Raw genomic sequence first — 20497 nt, forward strand, 5'->3', positions numbered from 1 at the left:
ACATAAAATTCATTGCGCATTTTCTAAATTAATAAATAAAGAAATGCTTTAGATCAGGAAGAATCAATGTCTAAATTTTTTCTACGCTGGATCGATAGCTGGTCAGATTCAGAAAATGCGCAGCTTACTAGTTCGGGTGAATATATCATTGAAAAGAAAATTCAATGGTTAAGAATCATACCTTTTATTTTATTGCACATCGCTTGTTTAGCCGCTTTTTGGGTGGGGGTGTCTTGGTTCGCTGTGGTCTTCATGCTTGGTTTTTATTTTCTTCGCATGTTTGCAATTACTGCTTTTTTCCATCGTTATCTTTCGCATAAAACTTTTCAAACCTCCCGTGTTGTCCAATTTATTTTTATCTTGATTGGAACCATGAGTGCACAGCGCGGACCGTTATGGTGGGCAGCACACCACCGCTATCACCATCACTTTACCGATACCGATCAGGACCCGCATTCAGCGAAAGCAGGTTTTTGGTATTCGCATGTAGGCTGGTTTTTAAACGAGCAGAATTTTGCCACTCGAAAAAAAGTCATTAAAGACTGGTTGAAATACCCAGAACTGATTTGGCTTGACCGATTTAGCTTACCTGTTGTGATTTTGACGACTTTGGCAATTTACGGTTTAGGTTCATGGCTGGCGCAGCGTTTCCCTGCGTTGGGTACCAATGGCTTACAGCTTTTGGTATGGGGATTTGTGATTTCTACTGTTCTTTTAATTCATGTCACCTTGTGTATTAACTCACTTGCTCATCGTTATGGCTCACGAGAGTTTAATACTCCAGATGATAGCCGTAATAATTTCTTTCTCTCTTTAATTACCTTGGGTGAAGGATGGCACAACAACCATCATTTTTATGCGGGTAGTGTGCGACAAGGTTTTCATTGGTGGCAGATTGATATCACCTTTTATATTCTCAAAGTCATGTCTTTATTTGGTTTGGTATGGGGGTTAAAACCCGTACCGAATAAAGTTTACCAATATAAAAAAATTAAAGATCTACCGATAGAAAAAATTGAAAATGGGGAAGTGTTATGAAGATTGCCATTATTGGTTCGGGTATATCGGGGCTTTATGCTGCTTGGAAATTGTCAAAACAGCATCAAGTTACGGTATATGAAAAAAATAACTATTTTGGTGGTCATACTGACACTCACGAGCTAGAGATAGAAGGTGCTAAAGTCGCGGTAGATAGTGGTTTTATCGTGTTTAATGACTACAACTATCCGTTATTTACCGACATGCTTAAAAAATTAGGCGTCGAAACTCAAAGTAGCGATATGAGTTTTTCGGTAAATAATTTGGTGAGTGGACTTCAATATAATCCTTCAAAAAAATGGTCGCTCTTTGCCCGTCCGCAGAACTTTTTAAACCGTAAATTTCTACAAATGCTCTCAGATTTGCTACGTTTTTATGATGACAATAAAGATATAGACGTGGCAGATATTGATCCTAATTTATCGATAGAAGAATATTTAGACCTCCATAAATATAGTCATGAGTTCCGTTATGAGCATCTTTATCCGATGTGCGGCGCATTATGGTCGGCTCCCGTTGAGCAGGTAGGCCAAATTCCATATCGATTTGTGGTGAGTTTTTTTCAACATCACCGCATGCTACAGCTAAAAGAGCGGCCACAATGGCAAACAGTTAAAAACGGCTCGGCAAGTTATATCCGTGCTATTCAAAAGAATTGCCCATCCATTGAATGGAAATTTGCAGAAGTAAAAGCTGTGAGCCGTTCATCAGAAATAGTGTGGATCGAAACTTCAGAAGGGCGAGCACAATATGACTGGGTAATTTTTGCCAGCCATGCTGACGATAGCCTAAGTTTAATTAAAGATGCGTCAGAACTTGAACGGGAAATATTAAGCCAATTTGGTTATCAAGATAATCGAATGGTGGTTCACCGTGATCTTTCCATTATGCCTAAAAGCCGTTTGCAGTGGGCAAGTTGGCATGTACATGTAACGCCAATATCACAAGCTCAAAACGATGAGTACGACATACATTATGGTTTTACCTACTGGATGAATAATTTGCAGAACTTACCCTGCAAAACTCAGATTTTTTGTACTTTAAACCCGAATATGAAAATTAAAGCTGAAGACGTCTTGGTTGAGCGTAAATATCGTCATCCTGTATTTGATGCAAAAGCGATTCAAGCTCAATCTCGTTGGAACGAAATTAATGGGCAAAATCGGACTTCATTTTGTGGGGCATATTGGGGTTGGGGCTTTCATGAAGATGGGGCCCGTAGTGCAGCACGTGTTGTAGAGCAACTCTTAGCGTTATAAAAATAAATAAGGAGCTATCAAATGTTATTAAATAAACTTGCTATCGCTCCTGCGTTTATTCGTCATCGGCGTTATAGCCCCAAACCACACCAATTTACCTCGACCTTAAATTATTTGTGGTTCGATCCAGATCAACTAAATGAAATTACAAAAGATTGTTCACTCTGGTCGACGGATCACTGGAATGTATTAAAACTATCCGAAAATGATTTTTTAAATATGTACAGCGGTTCTATTAGGGAAAAAATAGAAAAAGCATTATTGCAAAATAACAACTTATATATGGGTTCAGATTGGCAAATCAGAGTATTGGCTTTGCCTCGTTGTTTGGGTTTTCGGTTTAATTCAGTCGTATTTTATTTTGTTTTAAGTCAAACAGGCCAACCGCTTTTTATTCTTAGCGAAATTACCAACACCCCGTGGAATGAACGAAAAGTCTATACACACGACTGTATAAAACAACAAGGTCAGGTGGGTGATTATCAGAGTTTCGATTTTAACTTTGAAAAGTCATTTCATGTATCGCCGTTTATGCCCATGCAACTCACATATAAATGGCGATTTAGTTTTTCCGACTTTCAAAATGTTATTCATATGCAGCTTTTTGAGGAACAAAAACAAGTCTTTGATGCCACTATGCGTTTTGAGCTTAATGCCATCACATTTCCTTCACAGCAATATCGATATGCTCTTATTAACAGCCTAGCACCTTTTAAAATGCTGTTTTCCATATATTTAGAAGCATTTAAGTTGTGGCGAAAAAAAGTTCCATTTTATCATCATCCTAAAAAGATCAAGGTAGATAAGACATGATAAAAACATTTCTTTATGGTGAAGATGACTCGCTACCGTTGCTACTCAAGAGTCTTCTTAAATTACGTCATGGACAGATTACTTTTCAGGGCGCGTGGAATGGTACGGTTGGCGAAATCTCAGACCTGCATGTGGTGGTTGAGGTTCACAATCCTTTGCTGATGGATCTCATTTTAAAAAATGGCGTTTTAGGAGCAGCAGAAGGTTATATCCGTGGTGATTGGAATAGCCAACAACTTGTTGAACTGATTCAGATCTTGGCGCGTAATAGAGATGTATTAGACCAGATTAATCAGAATGCGATTGCTCAAGCCAGCCAGTTTTTTCTTAAAGCTTGGTATCAAAATCGAAAGAATTCTATAAGTGGTAGCCGTAAAAATATTGCCGAGCACTACGACTTAAGCAACGACTTTTTTAAATTATTTTTAGATCCGTCTTTAATGTATTCGAGCGCCGTTTTTGAAAATGAAAGCATGACCCTCGAAGAAGCATCTGATTTAAAAAAAGAGATCATTTGTAAAAAGTTAGATTTAAAACCGCTAGATCATTTGGTTGAAATTGGAAGTGGGTGGGGTGGTTTTGCCATTTATGCAGCTCAACATTATGGCTGTAGAGTAACCACCATTACCATTTCACAAGCTCAATATGATGAAGCCGTTACTCGTGTAAATGAAGCTGGCTTGGCACATCGAATTGATGTGCAACTTAAAGACTACCGTTTGCTCGAAGGTAAGTTCGATAAGCTGGTTTCAATTGAAATGGTTGAGGCAGTTGGTGCGCAATATTTATCGACATACTTTGATCAATGTAAAGCACTATTAAAACCGAAAGGTTTGGCATTTATTCAAGCCATTACTATTGAAGATTTCCGATATAAAAAAGCATTAAATACAGTTGATTATATTAAGCGCTATATTTTCCCCGGTAGCTTCATTCCTAGTGTAAGTGTATTGACACAAACTGCTTCTGAAAGTGGTTTAAGGTTAAAACATTTAAATGATATTGGTTTAAGTTATGCACAAACACTTCATCACTGGCGAGCGCGTTTTTTAGCAGCGCGGGAACAAGTATTGGCTTTAGGTTTCGATGAAAACTTTATTCGCATGTGGGATTTCTATTTATGTTATTGCGAAGGTGGTTTTAAAGAAGGCGTGATAAGCAATGTTCACTTGTTGTTTGAAAGTACCAGTTACTAGCTCAAACACCTCAAGTAAGGAGACTGCTCATGTTTTGGAATTTACTGATTCTGGATTTACTCATCATGTTGCTGAGTTGGCTACTTGCCACTCTAAATGGCCGAGCTGGAATTGTAGATGCTGCATGGAGTTTCTGTCTGGCAGTAAACATTATCGTGTCTTCTTTACTCATTTCAGTTGCCCCAGTTGAAGTGCGCCTTTTTATTGGTATTTTTAGCGGCTTATGGTTTTTAAGATTATTTTGGCACCTGTTAAGACGTTATCAATCCGAACAAAAAGAAGATGGCCGTTACGCGAGCATGCGTAAAGCGATGGGTAAGTTTCAGCATATTGGCTTTTTATTCTTTTTTATCTTTCAAACACTTTTAGTGCTTTTGTTCTTTTTGCCGATGTGGATGCTCCTCAATGTAGAGGCAACTGAATGGAGTAGTGGATATAAAGTCGCTTTAGTAATTGCTGCTGTCATCATGGCAATTGCTTTCATTGGAGAACAACTCGCTGATCAGCAGTTATACCGATTTAAATTAAATCCAGATCATCATGGCAAAACGATGGATCAGGGTTTATGGCGTTATTCACGTCACCCCAATTATTTTTTTGAATGGTTACATTGGTTTGCCTACCCAATTATTGGTTTAGCGGCAGGCCAATATGTATTGTGGATTTATCCGTTACTGATGTGGCTATTTTTATATTACGTCACGGGTATTCCATTTAGTGAAAAACAAGCAATTAAAAGTCGCGGTCAAAATTATCTTGATTATCAACAAAAAACATCAATGTTTATTCCGCGAAAACCCAAAAAATAGGTGCGCATATGGATTTTATTGTTCATCAGTCTTTAAAAATTGTTGAAAGTGGTGTGATTCCAGATCATGCAATTCGAGCTGCAATTCGTGCTTTAAGTAAAAAGCGCTTAATCCAAGAAGGCCGTTATGACCCTGAACAAGGGGCACAGCGCTACATGGATGTGCTTAATATGCTGAAGAAGAGCGAAATCGCCGTTGAAACGGATAAGGCAAACGAGCAGCACTATGAATTAGCGACTGAGTTCTTTCAGGCGGTGCTTGGAAAAAGACTCAAATATAGTGCATGTTATTTTCCGACTAAAACAACAACTTTAGATCAGGCAGAGGAGCTTGCACTTCAGCTTTATTGTGAACGTGCACAACTCAAAAAGGGTCAACACATTTTAGAGCTAGGCTGTGGATGGGGTTCTTTAACCTTATGGATGGCAGAAAACTTTCCACATTCACAGATTACGGCTGTTTCAAACTCTGCAACGCAGAAGAAGCATATTCTTGGGCAAGCAGAATTGAGAGGTTTGACTAATGTTGAAGTGCTCACCTGTGATGTAAATGTACTTGAATTAGATAAAGGCCAATTTGATCGTGTTGTATCGGTCGAAATGTTTGAACATGTCCGAAACTATCAACGTCTATTTGAGAAAATTCAGGGATGGTTAAAGCCTGACGGCTTACTCTGGTGTCATATTTTTTGCCATCGCTTTTTGCATTATCCTTTTGAAGTAAAATCAGACTATGATTGGATGTCCAAGTATTTCTTTACTGGCGGTTTAATGCCTTCAACTTCAACTTTTTTGCATTTCCAAGAGCACCTAGAGTTGGCTCAGCACTGGCAGTGGTCGGGTGAGCAGTATATGAGAACCGCGAATGCTTGGCTTGAAAATATGGATAATCAAGAGCAAGAGCTTAAGCCGCTATTTAAAAAAATCTATGGAAAAGATGCCAATATTTGGTGGCAACGCTGGCGTATTTTCTTCATGGCTTGTGCCGAGCTTTTTGGTTTTGAACAAGGACAAGAGTGGGTCATTGGTCACTATTTATTTAAAAAGCGATCATTGTAATTTTGACAGCCTATCCCGGCGATAAAGATATGATAAGAACTCGAAACGATGGCAAAGCTAGTCATCCATTAGCCCAAATGTTCAATCGATATTATTGGTTGCAGATAGGTCTAATTGCCTTATCGATCGTGGTCGGGTTGGCATGTAGTGCTTGGGTGATTAAAGGCTCTTTACTTAAAACGGCTTTAGAGCAGGAAATGGAGCATTATTGGTTGCGTATAGATCGCAATCCCAATGCAGACCTGCCAGACACTAAAAACTTATATGGATATCGGTGGAATACACAGATCGCTCCTCAACCCTTTAAAGATATGCATTTAGAGAGTGGGGTACATCGAATGTTTATTGATGGTAAAGAACGTATGACTGTATACGGTGAGCGTAACGGTCAGCATGTACTGTTGGTGTTTGGCGAAAGTAATGTCAATAAGTTGGTCTGGTTATTTGGACTTGCCCCGCTCATGTTCAGTTTGTCTGTTTTATATAGCTTTTTGTGGTGGTCAAATCGAAGAGCGAGGCGCTATTTTTCTCCTATTACACGTTTAGCAAATGCGTTAGAAAATATTGATTGGGCACATCAAGACACACAAGCATCTCCATTTAAAGATATAAATACCAATGGCAATATGGAAGCAGAGTACTTAAAACAGGCTCTGGAAAAATATCATCAAGTTTTAAGTGAGTTTATTCGACGCGAGCGAGAGTTTACTGGCGATGTCAGTCATGAACTGCGCACGCCGCTCACCATTTTGAAGGGTAATGTGCAACTTTGTCAGACCAAATATGGAGAAGACAAAGCTTTAACTCGTCTTCACAATACCATTGAAGATATGCAATTGCTCGTCGACACTTTACTTGCGATCGCACGTAATACGGTAAAAAGTTTACCGTCTGAAAAGAATTTATTGTCTGAAATTGTGGAGGACTTAGTCGAAAGTTTAGAAGGTGTAAGTGTGAGTAAAGGTATACATATGCATATTCACCTAGACTCAGCCGAACAACCACGCTGGTTATATCCATCTATGACCAAAATGGTCTTAAGTAATATTTTGCGTAATGCTCTGAATTATTCCCAAGGTTCACAAATCGATATTATCCAACAAAAAAACAGCCTAATTATTGCGGATAATGGCATCGGAATTTCGTTACCAAATGATGTGAAGGTTCAGGAACTTAGTGATTCACAACTCTCTTTAAAAGCTAAAGGTCATGGCATTGGGTTACAACTGGTACAGAAGCTTTGCAAACAATTAGGTTGGCGAGTGGAATTGTTTGATAGGCAATATTATTTAGCCACCCATCCTGATCTGGATTTAGAAATGACTACGGGTTTAATAGTTGTAGTCTATTTAAGTTAATCAGCCGCATCATCTAAAGCAATTTTTAAACCGACACCTGCTACCGTGTGTAATAGTTTAGGGTCAAAAGGTTTATCTACCATTTTTCTTAAATTATAAATATGACTGCGTAAAGCATCGCTTTCGGGCTCTTCATCTCCCCATAGTTCCATCATAAGTTCTTGTTTGGTTACCACTTTCGGAGACTGGCGCATCAAAATTTTTAATAGTTTAAATTGGATAGGTGGCAATTCGATATTGTTTCCAGCACGAACCACGGTTTGAGTTGCGCTATCAAGAATTAAGTCGTGAATCTGAATTTTATGATTGGCGACTTCACCCGCGGCTCTTTTAATTAAGGCACGAATACGCATCACTAATTCATTAAAATCAAAGGGCTTAACTAAATAATCATCTGTGCCAGCAGTAAATCCTTTAAGTTTGTCGTCTAAAGTGTCTCTAGCTGTCAGCATCAGCACTGGAATATCAACCCCTTGTTCAGTACGTAGCCAATTACATAGGTCATAACCTGAACCATCGGGTAAGTTTATATCAAGAAGTAAAAGATGATAGTGCTGCGATTTAAGAAAAGAACGTGCTGCATCTAAATTACGGGCATGATCAATGACATAACCGTGTACTTCAAGAAATTCACAGACTGTTGCCGCCAGTTCAAAATGGTCCTCAACCATGAGGATAAAGTGATTGCCCATAAGATTTTATTAAGCCATTAATTTAATAGTTGTTGTTTTAATTTAGCATTAAATGGTTCAGCACCAAACCAGATTTTAAAATATTGATTTGCATTTGGATTATTTATAGAACCCAGTAGCTTCTGGTTTAATTTTAGCTCTAGTTTTTGATTTTCATGTTGATAAGAGAGACTATATAAATCTCCGCTCTTAATTGGTCTATAAAGATCATTAATGTGATTAAGCGGAGATTTTGTATCAAATCCACTAATATTTTTCTTCAAATAATGGGCTGCTGCTCGTTTAAATGCCCACTCTGGAATATCTCGGTTATAACTAAAATCCATTTTTATGCTTTGGCTCTGCCAATTTTTTAGGCAATCCTCAGCAAAGTAACTGACATTTCCTACTTTTTGACTCGTTACCGTTAAAGGTGCTGAACTACATTTTTTTAGTTCAGCCGCATTTGCGTGAGATGCAATTAAAATACCCAGAAGTATTAAGATTCGGCTTTTTTGAACGGCAATATCCATTTATAAACTCCTCCAAATACAGGTAAAGAACGATAAAGACCGTTTGCTGGGTCCCAGAAATCTTGTTGGAAAATGATTTTCTGTTGATCATTAATTTTGATTTGGCTAATTCCGTAGGAAGCCATGGTTTTTGAGCGCCCTAGCATTTTAAAGTCATAGGTCATGTACCAATGGATGTAAGCGGTATCTTGGTGATGAGTTGCACTAATGAGTTTGACTGTGACGTTACTTACTCGTGCGTTCATACCTTCAAAGTGTTTAATCAGATCTTTTTTCTGAGAAAACTGTGAGAGGGTATCGTTGATATACAGTTGATCTGCATAAAGATCGCTTGCATTCTTTACAAAAGATGGTGTGCCCAAAGTGTTAAACGCAGCAACAAAGTGATTACCAATCTCTAGTGCTTGCTCATCATTTAATGTAACACCAGTAATTTGTTGTTCGGCTTTACCATAATCACCTGAATAACTAGGCACGCTTTTGCATGCTGTTAGACTTACTAAGGTAATCAGCCCTAAGGCAGTAGTTATAATTTTCATGTATAAATCCTAGCCAACTTTATAAGATTAAATTAAAGTGGCTGTCGTGAAATTTGCGTGAATTTTTATATTTTTTGATTTGAGTTTAATGGTGGCTTCTTTGAGTAATTAGATCTTCACCAACTTAAAGTTTTTTATAGGAATATGTTGTTTTTTATACAGAAAATAATAGGTCTTTTTTGAAAAAGATAACATCCATATTCATATAACTAGATGTATTGGTTTTTTCAAAACCAAGCTTATTTAATAGGTTGTGAGCAGGTAAATTATCTTTTTCTGAAAAAGCGATCACATGCTTAAAGTTTCGATTTTTCATATCTTCTAGTAGCTTAAGTGAAGCCTCAACAATATACCCTTTGTTTCTTTCACTTTTAATTAATCTGAAACCTAGCTCAGCTTCAGTTTGGCCATCAATTTCACATATTTCAAAACCGCAATAACCAATAATTTGATGGGTATCTTTTAAGATCACAGCCATTTTGCCAAAATTATACTTTTTATAATGCTCTAATATTTCAAAAAAACGAGTCATTGCAGCTTGAGTTGTTAAGTCGTCATACGGTGAAAAAGCCATAAAATCTTTGTCTTGTAACATCTCAATGATTGTAGATAAATTTTCTTGGACAAATGGTTTTAAGATTAAGCGGTCTGTTTCTAACATAAAATTTTTATTAATTAGTTTTAAAAAATATATTTTATAAAATAGTTTATAAATTTAATAAAGAGAGCAATTTCCTTCTAGTCGCACTTAGTTTCCTATCGCTATAAAGAATAGATCAAATATAAGGACTGAAAAATGAAAACGATTGGCTTATTAGGCGGAATGAGTTGGGAATCTACAGCGCTTTATTATCAACAAATGAATAGAACAGTTCAGGACATATTAGGAAATTTACATTCGGCTAAAGTCATTTTAAATAGTGTCGATTTTGAAGAAATAGCCGTTTTACAATCGAAAAGTCTATGGCAAGAGGCAGGCGAATACTTAGCTCAGCAAGCAATGAATTTAGAGAAAGCTGGGGTAGATTGTATAGTGTTATGTACCAATACCATGCATAAAGTAGCCCCTCAAATTGAAGAGGCCATTACGGTCCCATTCATACATATTGCTGATGCCACAGCAAAAGAAATTTTAAGTCAAAATATCCGAAAAGTTGCACTGTTGGGAACAGCTTTCACCATGGAACAAGAATTTTATAAAGCCAGATTACAAAACCATGGAATTGAGGTAATTATTCCAAATGAAACCAGCCGCAAAACAGTACATCGTATTATTTATGACGAATTATGCTTAGGCGTGAGTAACCCAGATTCACAACAAAAGTACATGACCGTGGTAGAGGAGCTAATTGCGGAAGGTGCCGAAGGTATTATTTTAGGCTGTACTGAAATTTGTATGTTGATTGGTGATGTTAAATTTTCTGTACCGTTATTTGACACCACCACCATTCATGCAAAAGAAGCTGTTAATTTTGCTTTAGAGCAAAAAACTAAAGCTAACTCTATTGCTGATAAGTCTGTATCAGTATGACCTAAGCTTTTAATTCTTTTTGAAATAAGAACGGATAACTGTCCAATTTGTTGAAAGCCAGCAGATGAGTGAACCTGCTGTAACCATAGCCGTTCCTTGCCAAAAGCTCATAGATAACTCTGTTTGTAAAACCAGCATGGCAAGCAAAGAAGAGATAATGGGCGTAAAGTAAGAAGCTACTACTAGCATGATGGTGTTGCCATGAATAATGCCAATATTCCATGCTGCATAACCTAGTCCAATTGCAGTGGATGCGAAGACTAGAAATAAAGTTGTATTTAAATCGAGCGATGGTAAAATAGCTTGACCACTAAAGAACAACTTTAGCCACAAGGTTGCAGCAACGCCAATAAAGAAAATAGAAATAGGGTTTTGCCCTTTACCTATTTTCTTGGTTAATACACAGTAAAAAGCCCAAATAATGGCACCTATAAAAGCCAAAATATAACTTAGAGGATTGCTATAAAAGTTGTCGATAACTCGACTTAGACTAAAATCTCCGTTTCCAGTCTGAATAAAAATAATGCCAAAAATTGAAATAATTAAGCCTAAAATAATAAAAACATTGAATTTTAACTCTTTAAAAATGACAAAAGCTAACACAGTCAAACTTGGCCAAAGGTAGTTCACGATGCTTACTTCAATCGCTTGTTGAGCAGTTTTTGAATAGGCAAGTGCAAACGAAAAACATAGCTCATAAGCAATAAATAAAATGGCACCTAAAATTAAATATTTTTTAGAAATTAATTTAAAATTTGGCACTCTAAAAATAATAAGGAGTAGCAACGCACTTAAGGAGTAGATCAGTGTAATTCCAATATCTGGTCCAATCACGGTCGTAATATGTTTTACAAAACCCACCATAGAGGCCCACATCAGGATGGCACTTAAACCAATCAGTGTTGCTAAATTTTTTGACATAAGAAATAAATGAACTTAATTAAACGCCTGAGCTACCGTGAAAGTTAAAAATAGTTAAAGTAGGTCAGGGTAAAGGAATTTTTAATTAAAAAATAGTGTATTTAAAAAGCTAACTTAAAAAAACAAATCGTAAATATTTAGAATTATTTTAATTTTTCATAGGTATGAACTTAATCCTTATTTCGTCAGATAAATATAAAACCAACTTTAGTAAAGTTCGGCTGTCATTAAACGTTAAGCTTGTGTCGTGAAATGTAAAGTGGCCCATATCCTAACTGTTGTAATTTTGGTTATTGCTTTTATAGGCACTCAATAAAAAACCAAAATATGGAATAGGACATGACGGTGACTAAAGCTATACGTTTCTATGGAACAGGAACGCCAGAAGTAATGCGCTATGAAGATGTAGAAGTAGGAGATCCAAAAGCTGGAGAAGTACGCCTACGTCATGTGGCAGTCGGTTTAAATTATGCCGATACATATTTTCGCAATGGAACCTATCAAATTCCAATGCCTAATGGCATGGGCGTCGAAGCTTCAGGTGTCGTTGAAGCTTTAGGCGAAGGAGTAACTCAGCTTAAAGTAGGTGATCGAGTTACTTATACAGGTTTTTTAAATACGTTAGGTGCATATAGCACCCACCGTCTAATTCCAGCAAATGCTTTAATTAAATTACCCGAAGAAATTTCTTGTGAAATAGCGGCAGCCATGACCATGCGAGGGTTGACCGCTGCTTATCTGATGCGCCGTATTTATGACTTTAAAGCGGGCGATTCAATTTTATTACATGCAGCCGCTGGTGGTGTTGGGCTGATCGTTTCTCAATGGGCTAAATTACTTGGCTTGACTGTTATCGGTACCACATCTTCAGAAGAAAAGGCTGCCGTAGCGCGAGCTCATGGTTGTGATCATGTCATTAACTACAGCCATGAAAATGTTGCCGAATGTGTACGTGAGTTAACAGGGGGCGTGGGTGTAAATGTCGTTTTCGATAGTGTTGGCCAAGCCACTTTTATGAGTTCATTAGACTCACTCAAACGCCGTGGTTTGTTGGTCTGCGTAGGAACAGCGTCTGGTCCAATCCCTGCTTTTGATCCGGTATTACTTGCTGTGAAAGGATCATTGTTTGTCACACGTCCAGCTTTGGCAGATTACATTGCAGATCCTGCCGAGAAGAAAGAACTGGCAAATGAATTATTTGATCATGTTCGACATGGACGAATCAAAATTGAAATTAATCAGCGCTATGAGCTAAAGGATGCCGTGCAAGCTCATCGTGATTTGGAAGCACGTAAAACAATAGGTTCATCAATCTTTGTAATTTGAAGGGATTTCTCATGCAAATTGAACAGTTAACTTGCAATATTGGTGCAGAGCTCAGTGGCGTCAAACTTGCTGATGCAATTTATGATGATGGATTATTTGCTGAAATTCGCACACAACTACTTAAACACCGTGTGTTGTTCTTGCGAGATCAGCAATTAACCCGTCAGGATCATGTCGCATTTGCGGAAAAATTTGGACAGCTTGAAGATCATCCCGCTGTAGGCAGCCATCCTGATCATCCGGGTTTGGTGCAGATTTATAAACATCCTGAAAGTCCCGTCGATCGTTATGAAAATGCTTGGCACAGTGATGCAAGTTGGCGCAAGGTTCCACCGATGGGATGCGTGTTGCATTGTGTTGAATGCCCACCTGTAGGTGGCGATACCATGTGGACCAATATGGTGATGGCCTATGAGTCGTTACCAAATGATATTAAGGATAAGATTGCAGACTTACGTGCCTACCACAGTATAGAAGCGAGTTTTGGTGCAGCTATGCCACTTGAAAAACGCTTGGATTTAAAAGCAAAGTTTCCCGATGCTGAGCACCCTGTGGTACGTACTCATCCTGAAACGGGCGAGAAAATTTTATACGTCAACGCGTTCACAACCCACTTCAGTAACTATCACACCAAAGAGCGCGTCAGATTTGGACAAGATGCCAATCCGGGCGCAGCTGAACTACTGCGTTACTTAATTTCTCAAGCCTATATTCCAGAGTTTCAAGTGCGTTGGCGTTGGAAGCCTAACAGCATTGCCATCTGGGATAACCGCAGTACACAACATTATGCAGTCATGGATTACCCACCTTGCCACCGAAAAATGGAGCGGGCCGGCATTATTGGTGACGCAACCTATTAAGGTTATTGGCTAAATAATTTTATCTATTTGAAAATTCTAAAAATATATGAGGAGATGCACATGCAATTCTTTGACGACTCATTGCACCCGGAAAATATGGAAAAAGTGGTAATCACGGTTGCGCCGTATGGCCCCGAATGGATGCCGGAAGACTTTCCCGAAGATATTCCAGTGACCATGGATGAGCAAATACAAAAAGCGGTTGAGTGCTATGAAGCGGGCGCGACAGTGCTGCATTTACATGTCCGTGAGCTTGATGGCAAAGGCTCTAAACGCCTGTCAAAGTTTAATGAACTCATTGCAGGGGTTCGTGAAGCTGTGCCTGACATGATTATTCAGGTAGGTGGTTCGATTTCATTTGCACCAGAGAGTGAAGGTGAGGCTGCATTATGGCTAAGTGATGACACCCGACATATGTTGGCTGAACTTACACCAAAGCCTGATCAGGTTACGGTAGCAATTAACACTACCCAAATGAATATTATGGAATTGCTCTATCCTGAATATTTAGAAGGGACTTCATTGGCACATCCAGCGACTCAGGCGGCATATGCAGAGATGACTGTGCCAGCAGGGCCTGCATGGGTAACTGAACACATTAAGCGCTTATGTAAAAACAATATTCAACCGCACTTTCAGTTAACCGGTATGCATGGACTTGAAACCCTAGAACGTATGGTGCGTAAAGGATTGTACATGGGGCCTTTAAACTTAACTTGGATTGGAATTGGTGGCGGTTTTGATGGTCCAAACCCATTTAATTTCTTTAATTTTATTCATCGCGTACCTGATGGATGTACTTTGACATCAGAATCGCTACTCAAAAATGTCTTGCCTTTTAATACGATGTCGATGGCAATGGGTTTACATGCACGTGTGGGTAACGAAGACACGATCATTGATCATCATGGACGCCGTTTTTCATCTGTAGAGCAAATTAAGCAAACTGTTCGGATTGCCCATGAATTAGGCCGTGAAATTGCCTCAGGAAAAGAAGCCCGTGAAATTTATCGTATTGGGGTGCAATACAACAGTATTGAAGAAACCCTAATCGCAAATGGTATGGCACCTAATCGTAAAGCAGGGCAAAAGGGTGTACCGCAGCGTAACTAATGTGACAAGGTCTAACGGAATTTAGACCTCAATTGTAGTGCAGCTTATTCGCTTTGATTTTAAAAGTGCACTGCTGCACTAGCTAAATAGAAATTATAAAAAAATACAAGGAGGTCGTATGAATGCACATCAGTATTCAGATCAGATGAGCGATGTTGATACGTCAATCAGTATACCTCGTCGTTATGCATGGCTTGTTTTTGCTTTGACATTTGGTTTGCTAATTTCAGATTACATGTCAAGGCAAGTCTTAAACGCAGTCTTTCCTTTACTTAAAAATGAGTGGTTGCTCAGCGATAGCCAGTTAGGTTTGCTCAGTGGCATTGTGGCGTTAATGGTGGGTTTATTGACTCTGCCGTTGTCTTTAATGGCAGACCGTTTTGGGCGAGTTAAAAGCTTGGCGATTATGGCAGCTCTATGGAGTTTGGCGACTCTAGGATGCGCACTGGCTGAAAATTATGAGCAAATGTTTATTGCTCGTTTTATGGTTGGTGTGGGTGAAGCTGCTTATGGCAGCGTTGGAATCGCGGTGGTTGTGGCTGTTTTTCCACGAGAAATGCGTGCAACACTCGCCAGTGCTTTTATGGCGGGTGGCGTATTTGGCTCGTTTTTGGGAGTGGCTTTAGGTGGTGTACTCGCACAGCATTTCGGTTGGCGTTGGGCTTTTGGAGGTATTGCTTTATTTGGTCTCATTTTGGCCTTTCTATATCCAATTTTAGTGAAAGAAAACAGAATAAACGCAGCACCTCAAAATAAAATTCGTAGTAAAAATCAGCACATAAAAAGCCCTTTAAAAACTTTATATTCAAGTCGTTCAGTCATTGCCACTTACATTGGTAGTGGTCTGCAATTATTTGTTGGTGGCACAGTGATTGTCTGGATGCCGAGTTATCTCAATCGCTATTACGGCATGAGTACCGACAAGGCAGGTGTGATGGCAGCGGTCATTTTGCTATGTAGTGCAGTAGGCACAATTCTATGCGGCATGTTGTGTGATTATTTGGGCCGTAACTGTCCAGATCGTAAGGTCAGTTTAGCGATTACATACTGCTTGGTCGGTTGTGTTCTTTTATTCATTGCTTTTGCTGTGCCTGCGGGACATAACCAGTTACTTCTCATCTGCCTCGGAATGTTTATTGCCCTAGGAACCAATGGGCCATCTAGTGCCATGGTGGCCAATCTCACACATAACTCAGTTCATGGCTCTGCATTTGCAACACTCACCTTAGCTAACAATTTTCTTGGTTTAGCGCTTGGTCCTTTAGTGGTTGGCAAAGTATCTGATGTGATTGGTTTACATAGTGCATTTCAACTCATGCCATTGGTCAGTATTGCAGCAGCAGCCGTATTTTTTTATGCCAAACGCCATTATCACAAAGATATCGCACGCTTTGAGCAGCAAGGAATGACTGAGCTTAAAAATCATTCAGGTAACCAAATACAAAAATGCGGGATGAATAACAAATGATGATTCGGCAATTACATATTGATGTATTTTTTGACTTTATTTGTCCTTGGTGTTTGATTGGAAAACGTCAGTTACTGATCGCGATAAATAGATTTTATCAGCTTCACCCCAAAGTCAAAGTTGTCGTGCACTGGCGAGGTGTTCAGCTCATACCTGATTTAGCTGTTGAAGGCGTACCGTTTCAAACGTTTTATTTGAAACGGTTAGGTAGCTTGACAGCAGTTCGTATGAGACAAGAACAGGTCAATAAAGCTGCAAATAAAGTTGGGCTTAAGATCGATTTTGAGCAAATTAAACGCATGCCAAATACAGCCAAAGCTCATCGCTTATTTGATAAAGCTTTAAAGATAGGCACTCCAGAGCAGTGCAATGCGTTGTTAGAACAACTCTTTGCTGCATATTTTTATGATGGGTTAGACATCGGAAATACCACCACTTTATACAAAATCGCGAAACGTTGTGGCTTCTCACCTGAGCTTATCAAAGATTTACTTATTCAAGATCATCAAGTTTTTATCTCTGCAAGTACAGGAGGTAATGGCGTGCCTTACTTTATTTTTGATCGGACTTCTGCCTTAGTGGGCGCGCAGTCAGCAGATGCACTTTATCAAGCGATGCAAGAGGCAATGCTGGCACATGGAGAGTTGATATGACCAACCGATTTGAAGTGCCTTTTGAGAAAATACCAAATTCAGGTGAGCGGGCTTTTTTAAAAATTGGAGATAAAACTCTCGCATTATTTAACGTTGCGACTCAATTTTATGCAATCGATGACAGTTGTCCTCATCAGGGCGCATCACTATTTAATGGACGTCTAGAAGGACGAGTGATTCAGTGCTGTGCCCATGGTCTCCGCTTTGATTTAACAAATGGCTGTTTAGTTAATTCTGCTCATCTCAAAGTTGCAACCTATCCCGTAGAAGTGATCGAGGACAAGGTATTTATTGTGATGGGCTGTGGGGAAAATCATGAGTAGTTTAGTTTTGAAAAATTTTTCCCAGCGTACAAGAGAATTAGCACCAGGCTTTGTAGTCAGTTCGGTCGTTGCTGCGGCTGCCTGTTTTTTATCAGAGCACTATGGTGCGCCAGTCATGCTATTTGCACTACTGCTCGGCATGAGCGTGAATTTTTTAGCGGCTGAAAGTAAATGTAAGGTAGGTATCGAGTTCACCGCACGTAGTGTGCTGAGGATGGGCATCGCGTTACTCGGCATGCGTATAACTTTAGGACAAATTACCGCACTAGGTTGGCAGCCTGTTGCGTTAGTCGTTACTCTGGTTATTGTCACAATCACCGTTTCTGTTATTGCCGCTAAAATCTTAGGTTTCCAAAAACTATTTGGCATGCTCACTGGTGGATCCACGGCAATCTGTGGGGCTTCAGCCGCATTGGCACTATCGGCTGCTTTTCCAAATCATCCGCAAAAAGAAAAAGCGACTTTGTTTACCGTGATTGGCGTGTCGGCACTTTCAACCTTTGCAATGATTGTCTATCCGATGATTGCGAAGTGGCTAGAGTTATCGCCACAAGCGGCTGGAGTGTTTCTTGGTACTACGATTCATGATGTGGCGCAAGTGGTCGGCGCTGGTTATAGCATGTCTACCCAAACAGGTGATACGGCGACTGTAGTTAAACTCATGCGTGTGGCAATGCTGCTTCCAGTAATCGTTTGTGCAGCCATGATTACCCGTATGCAAGGAGCAGATTCAACTGGGGAACGACCGCCATTACTGCCTTGGTTTGCTGTCGGTTTTCTATTACTCGCTTGTATTAACAGTACAGGATGGGTACCAGCGATGGTTCAAAATGGAATTAATGATTTATCACGCTGGTTTTTAGTCATTGCAATTAGTGCTTTAGGGATGAAAACTCAGTTAAAAGAATTAGCATCTGTCGGCATTAAACCAATCCTTTTAATGATCGGCGAAAGCATCTTTTTAGTGGTATTGGTTCTTGGACTTATGCGCTTGTGGTTTTAATTTTAAAAATTAGATTTTTAAGGAAGTTCTGGAGTGGTTCTCCAGCTTCCTTACATTTTAAATGACTTCATTTAGCCTCACATAAAGAGAAATTAATTGAGCAGGGCTTTATTGTGACTACGCCACGTATTCGGTGACATACCAAATTGGCTAATGAACCAACGCGTAAAAGAACTCGGCATTGAGTAACCTAAAATATCAGACACTTGAGCGAGTGAATAATTTAGATTTTTTAAATAACGAAATACGAGATCTTTGCGTACTTCATTCATTAAATCACTAAAACTCGTCTGAGCTTCTTCTAATCGACGCTGCAAGGTCCGAACATGCATACCATGTGTTTGAGCGACTTGATCAATCGTAGCGCGGCCCATTGGCAAAAGAAGATAAATACTTTTACGAATATCAAAAATCATGGTCGATTCATTGCTATTCTGCAAAATATCTAAATAACGCTGCGCATGGTTGGCCATAGCCAGATTTGCTTGAGGGTTTGTTGTATCAAGTTCGGCCGCCGTACAAACAATGCCATTAAAGTCACTACCGAACTCGAGCGCACAGCCAAAAATCCGCCGATGCAAAGTTAAATCACTAGGCGGGTTATGAGTGAAGTGTACACTTAACGGCCGCCATTTTTGCATCATGAGTGCTGCACAAAAACGATGGGTGATTCCTAAAGCAAGTTCTGTGGCTTGACGGCTATACCCGCAAGTTGTGGTTATAACTTCTTCTCGAATAACAACCGTATCGTCAATTTCTTCTATATATATTTCAAGTGAGTTATTGAGTAAATTCCTATAACGAACAATCGTTTGTAGCGCTTCTCTCAAAGTATATTGGTAACTTAATAATAAGCTCAGTTCACCAAAATCCGCGATTTCGCGTTGCTCAGCCATATGTAAACCGAATACATCGCAATTACTCATTTGGGCTGAGTCTTCAAGCAAGGTAATGGCTTTATCTACAGGAATACGTTGTTTAAGATCATTCAATTGAGTTTGGCTAAGCCCAACACGTGATAATAAATGGTAGGGATTTAGATCTAATTGCTGAGCAACTGCCAAATAATTTTTTAAAGAGGCGGTATGCGCAAGAGGCACCATTTTATTATCTCCTGTTCTTAATCAGCCATATTCCTTACAGCTCATATCTAGTTATAACTAAAATATCTGCATTACAAAAGCTTTTATTTAAGCGCCTAATCATGATGTCGAATCAATTTTAAACCTGTTCTTTTAATTCACTTGTAATTACAAAAACTATTTTAATTAATTTACTAAATTTTAAAAAGATATGTCGTCAAATGAAAAGTCCGTGACGCCTTATGTACACCATTAACTGAAATGAGCCTTTATTGTGAATGGAGTTTTATAAAAATTCTTAAGCCTCCTAGATGGCAAAATTCACAGGCGTCGAAATGGAAAAAATACAAACCAAAGCAACAATTTTAATTATTCCAGGGTTGCGCGATGATGTTCCCGAGCATTGGCAAACGATTTTAGAAACAAAGCTAGCAAAGGTTCGCTCTGTACCACCTGTAGAAACCAATAAACTCAATTGTGAAAATAGAGTTGCTGCTATTCAGGCACAACTCGAACAAATACAAGGGCCTGTCATTTTAGTTGCACACAGCGCAGGTGTGCTGATGACAATACACTGGGCTGCAACATATCAAAGACCAATTCAAGGTGCTTTGCTTGTGGCGCCACCTGACTTAAACGAAAGCTGGCCAGAAAATTATCCAAGCCCAACTGTACTTCATCAAGAAGGATGGAGTCCTTTACCTAATCAAACACTACCTTTCCCCAGCATTTTGGTTGCAAGCACCAATGACCATTTAGCTCGTTATGAAGCTGTAAGTGAAATGGCAGGAAAGTGGGGTAGTCAACTCGTAAATCTGGGGGAAGTGGGACATTTAAACCCTGCATCTGGCTTTGGCTATTGGCCTTTAGCTGAACAATTTATTCAACAGTTAGATCAGGTCGAACAACCAGCCTAGTGCAAAAAATACCTGTTTAGGTAAAC

22 protein-coding genes are annotated in these 20497 nt (G+C 39.2%); 16 read left to right on the plus strand and 6 right to left on the minus strand.

Features of this window, described 5'->3' with window-relative positions:
- Positions 1-66: 66 nt before the first annotated feature.
- The 7 genes from ACIF8R_RS01630 to ACIF8R_RS01660 are packed head-to-tail and all read left to right on the plus strand — an operon-like array spanning position 67 to position 7531.
- A complete protein-coding gene (locus ACIF8R_RS01630; protein ID WP_396478647.1) occupies positions 67-1038 on the plus strand; it encodes an acyl-CoA desaturase in 972 nt (323 codons plus the stop codon).
- Positions 1035-2297, plus strand: a complete 1263-nt coding sequence (locus ACIF8R_RS01635) for an NAD(P)/FAD-dependent oxidoreductase (protein ID WP_396478649.1) — start codon at positions 1035-1037, stop codon at positions 2295-2297. Before ACIF8R_RS01630 ends, ACIF8R_RS01635 begins: the two co-directional genes overlap by 4 nt.
- Positions 2298-2318: 21 nt before the next feature.
- Positions 2319-3110, plus strand: a complete 792-nt coding sequence (locus ACIF8R_RS01640; protein WP_396478651.1) for a DUF1365 domain-containing protein — start codon at positions 2319-2321, stop codon at positions 3108-3110.
- The gene (locus ACIF8R_RS01645; RefSeq protein ID WP_396478653.1) at positions 3107-4306 is read left to right on the plus strand and encodes a class I SAM-dependent methyltransferase; all 1200 of its coding nucleotides are present in this window, start codon (positions 3107-3109) and stop codon (positions 4304-4306) included. The genes ACIF8R_RS01640 and ACIF8R_RS01645 overlap by 4 nt, the downstream gene beginning before the upstream one ends.
- 29 nt (positions 4307-4335) lie before the next feature.
- Entirely contained in the window at positions 4336-5115 is a 780-nt protein-coding gene (locus tag ACIF8R_RS01650) for a DUF1295 domain-containing protein (RefSeq protein ID WP_396478655.1), read from the plus strand.
- An 8-nt stretch (positions 5116-5123) separates the two neighbouring features.
- Positions 5124-6173 (plus strand): SAM-dependent methyltransferase, encoded by a 1050-nt coding sequence (locus tag ACIF8R_RS01655; protein ID WP_396478657.1) that lies wholly within the window; start codon positions 5124-5126, stop codon positions 6171-6173.
- A gap of 29 nt (positions 6174-6202) precedes the next feature.
- Positions 6203-7531, plus strand: a complete 1329-nt coding sequence (locus ACIF8R_RS01660; protein ID WP_396478659.1) for a sensor histidine kinase — start codon at positions 6203-6205, stop codon at positions 7529-7531.
- On the opposite strand, the gene ACIF8R_RS01665 is transcribed toward ACIF8R_RS01660, so the two are convergent.
- The 4 genes from ACIF8R_RS01665 to ACIF8R_RS01680 all read right to left on the minus strand — a co-directional run bounded on the left by ACIF8R_RS01665 (position 7528) and on the right by ACIF8R_RS01680 (position 9935).
- Entirely contained in the window at positions 7528-8223 is a 696-nt protein-coding gene (locus tag ACIF8R_RS01665; RefSeq protein ID WP_396478661.1) for a response regulator transcription factor, read from the minus strand. The genes ACIF8R_RS01660 and ACIF8R_RS01665 overlap by 4 nt on opposite strands.
- Before the next feature lie 17 nt (positions 8224-8240).
- Positions 8241-8735 carry a chalcone isomerase family protein gene (locus tag ACIF8R_RS01670; RefSeq protein ID WP_396478663.1) on the minus strand — a complete coding sequence of 165 codons (495 nt, stop codon included), beginning with the start codon at positions 8733-8735 and terminating at the stop codon, positions 8241-8243.
- A complete protein-coding gene (locus tag ACIF8R_RS01675; RefSeq protein ID WP_396478665.1) occupies positions 8702-9274 on the minus strand; it encodes a nuclear transport factor 2 family protein in 573 nt (190 codons plus the stop codon). The genes ACIF8R_RS01670 and ACIF8R_RS01675 overlap by 34 nt, the downstream gene beginning before the upstream one ends.
- A 154-nt stretch (positions 9275-9428) precedes the next feature.
- The gene (locus tag ACIF8R_RS01680; protein ID WP_396478667.1) at positions 9429-9935 is read right to left on the minus strand and encodes a GNAT family N-acetyltransferase; all 507 of its coding nucleotides are present in this window, start codon (positions 9933-9935) and stop codon (positions 9429-9431) included.
- Positions 9936-10070: 135 nt separating this feature from the next.
- On the opposite strand from ACIF8R_RS01680, the gene ACIF8R_RS01685 reads away from it, so the two are divergent.
- Positions 10071-10805: an aspartate/glutamate racemase family protein gene (locus ACIF8R_RS01685; RefSeq protein ID WP_396478669.1), complete on the plus strand. Its 735-nt coding sequence runs from the start codon at positions 10071-10073 to the stop codon at positions 10803-10805.
- Positions 10806-10814: 9 nt separating this feature from the next.
- Here the strand turns inward: ACIF8R_RS01685 and yddG are convergent, their stop codons facing one another.
- On the minus strand, positions 10815-11726 hold the full coding sequence (gene yddG / locus ACIF8R_RS01690) for an aromatic amino acid DMT transporter YddG (RefSeq protein WP_396478671.1): 912 nt from the start codon (positions 11724-11726) through the stop codon (positions 10815-10817).
- A gap of 339 nt (positions 11727-12065) precedes the next feature.
- Between yddG and ACIF8R_RS01695 the strand changes: the two genes are divergently transcribed.
- The 7 genes from ACIF8R_RS01695 (at position 12066) to ACIF8R_RS01725 (ending at position 18472) form a co-directional block, all read left to right on the plus strand.
- A complete protein-coding gene (locus ACIF8R_RS01695) occupies positions 12066-13052 on the plus strand; it encodes a quinone oxidoreductase family protein (protein ID WP_396478673.1) in 987 nt (328 codons plus the stop codon).
- 11 nt (positions 13053-13063) lie between these two features.
- Complete coding sequence (locus tag ACIF8R_RS01700; protein WP_396478675.1) at positions 13064-13912, plus strand: TauD/TfdA dioxygenase family protein; 849 nt, start codon at positions 13064-13066, stop codon at positions 13910-13912.
- A 60-nt stretch (positions 13913-13972) separates the two neighbouring features.
- Positions 13973-15025 carry a 3-keto-5-aminohexanoate cleavage protein gene (locus tag ACIF8R_RS01705; protein WP_004791385.1) on the plus strand — a complete coding sequence of 351 codons (1053 nt, stop codon included), beginning with the start codon at positions 13973-13975 and terminating at the stop codon, positions 15023-15025.
- A 118-nt stretch (positions 15026-15143) separates the two neighbouring features.
- Positions 15144-16493: an MFS transporter gene (locus ACIF8R_RS01710; protein WP_396478677.1), complete on the plus strand. Its 1350-nt coding sequence runs from the start codon at positions 15144-15146 to the stop codon at positions 16491-16493.
- Entirely contained in the window at positions 16490-17146 is a 657-nt protein-coding gene (locus ACIF8R_RS01715) for a DsbA family oxidoreductase (protein WP_396478679.1), read from the plus strand. Before ACIF8R_RS01710 ends, ACIF8R_RS01715 begins: the two co-directional genes overlap by 4 nt.
- 14 nt (positions 17147-17160) lie before the next feature.
- Entirely contained in the window at positions 17161-17469 is a 309-nt protein-coding gene (locus ACIF8R_RS01720) for a Rieske (2Fe-2S) protein (protein ID WP_396478971.1), read from the plus strand.
- Positions 17462-18472: a YeiH family protein gene (locus ACIF8R_RS01725; protein WP_396478681.1), complete on the plus strand. Its 1011-nt coding sequence runs from the start codon at positions 17462-17464 to the stop codon at positions 18470-18472. Before ACIF8R_RS01720 ends, ACIF8R_RS01725 begins: the two co-directional genes overlap by 8 nt.
- 92 nt (positions 18473-18564) lie before the next feature.
- Here the strand turns inward: ACIF8R_RS01725 and ACIF8R_RS01730 are convergent, their stop codons facing one another.
- Positions 18565-19575 (minus strand): AraC family transcriptional regulator, encoded by a 1011-nt coding sequence (locus ACIF8R_RS01730; RefSeq protein ID WP_396478683.1) that lies wholly within the window; start codon positions 19573-19575, stop codon positions 18565-18567.
- A gap of 290 nt (positions 19576-19865) precedes the next feature.
- Between ACIF8R_RS01730 and ACIF8R_RS01735 the strand changes: the two genes are divergently transcribed.
- Positions 19866-20471: an RBBP9/YdeN family alpha/beta hydrolase gene (locus ACIF8R_RS01735; protein WP_396478685.1), complete on the plus strand. Its 606-nt coding sequence runs from the start codon at positions 19866-19868 to the stop codon at positions 20469-20471.
- Positions 20472-20497 lie beyond the last annotated feature (26 nt).

This window comes from Acinetobacter sp. ABJ_C4_1 (assembly GCF_044538495.1).
GTDB classification, from domain to species: domain Bacteria; phylum Pseudomonadota; class Gammaproteobacteria; order Pseudomonadales; family Moraxellaceae; genus Acinetobacter; species Acinetobacter nosocomialis_A.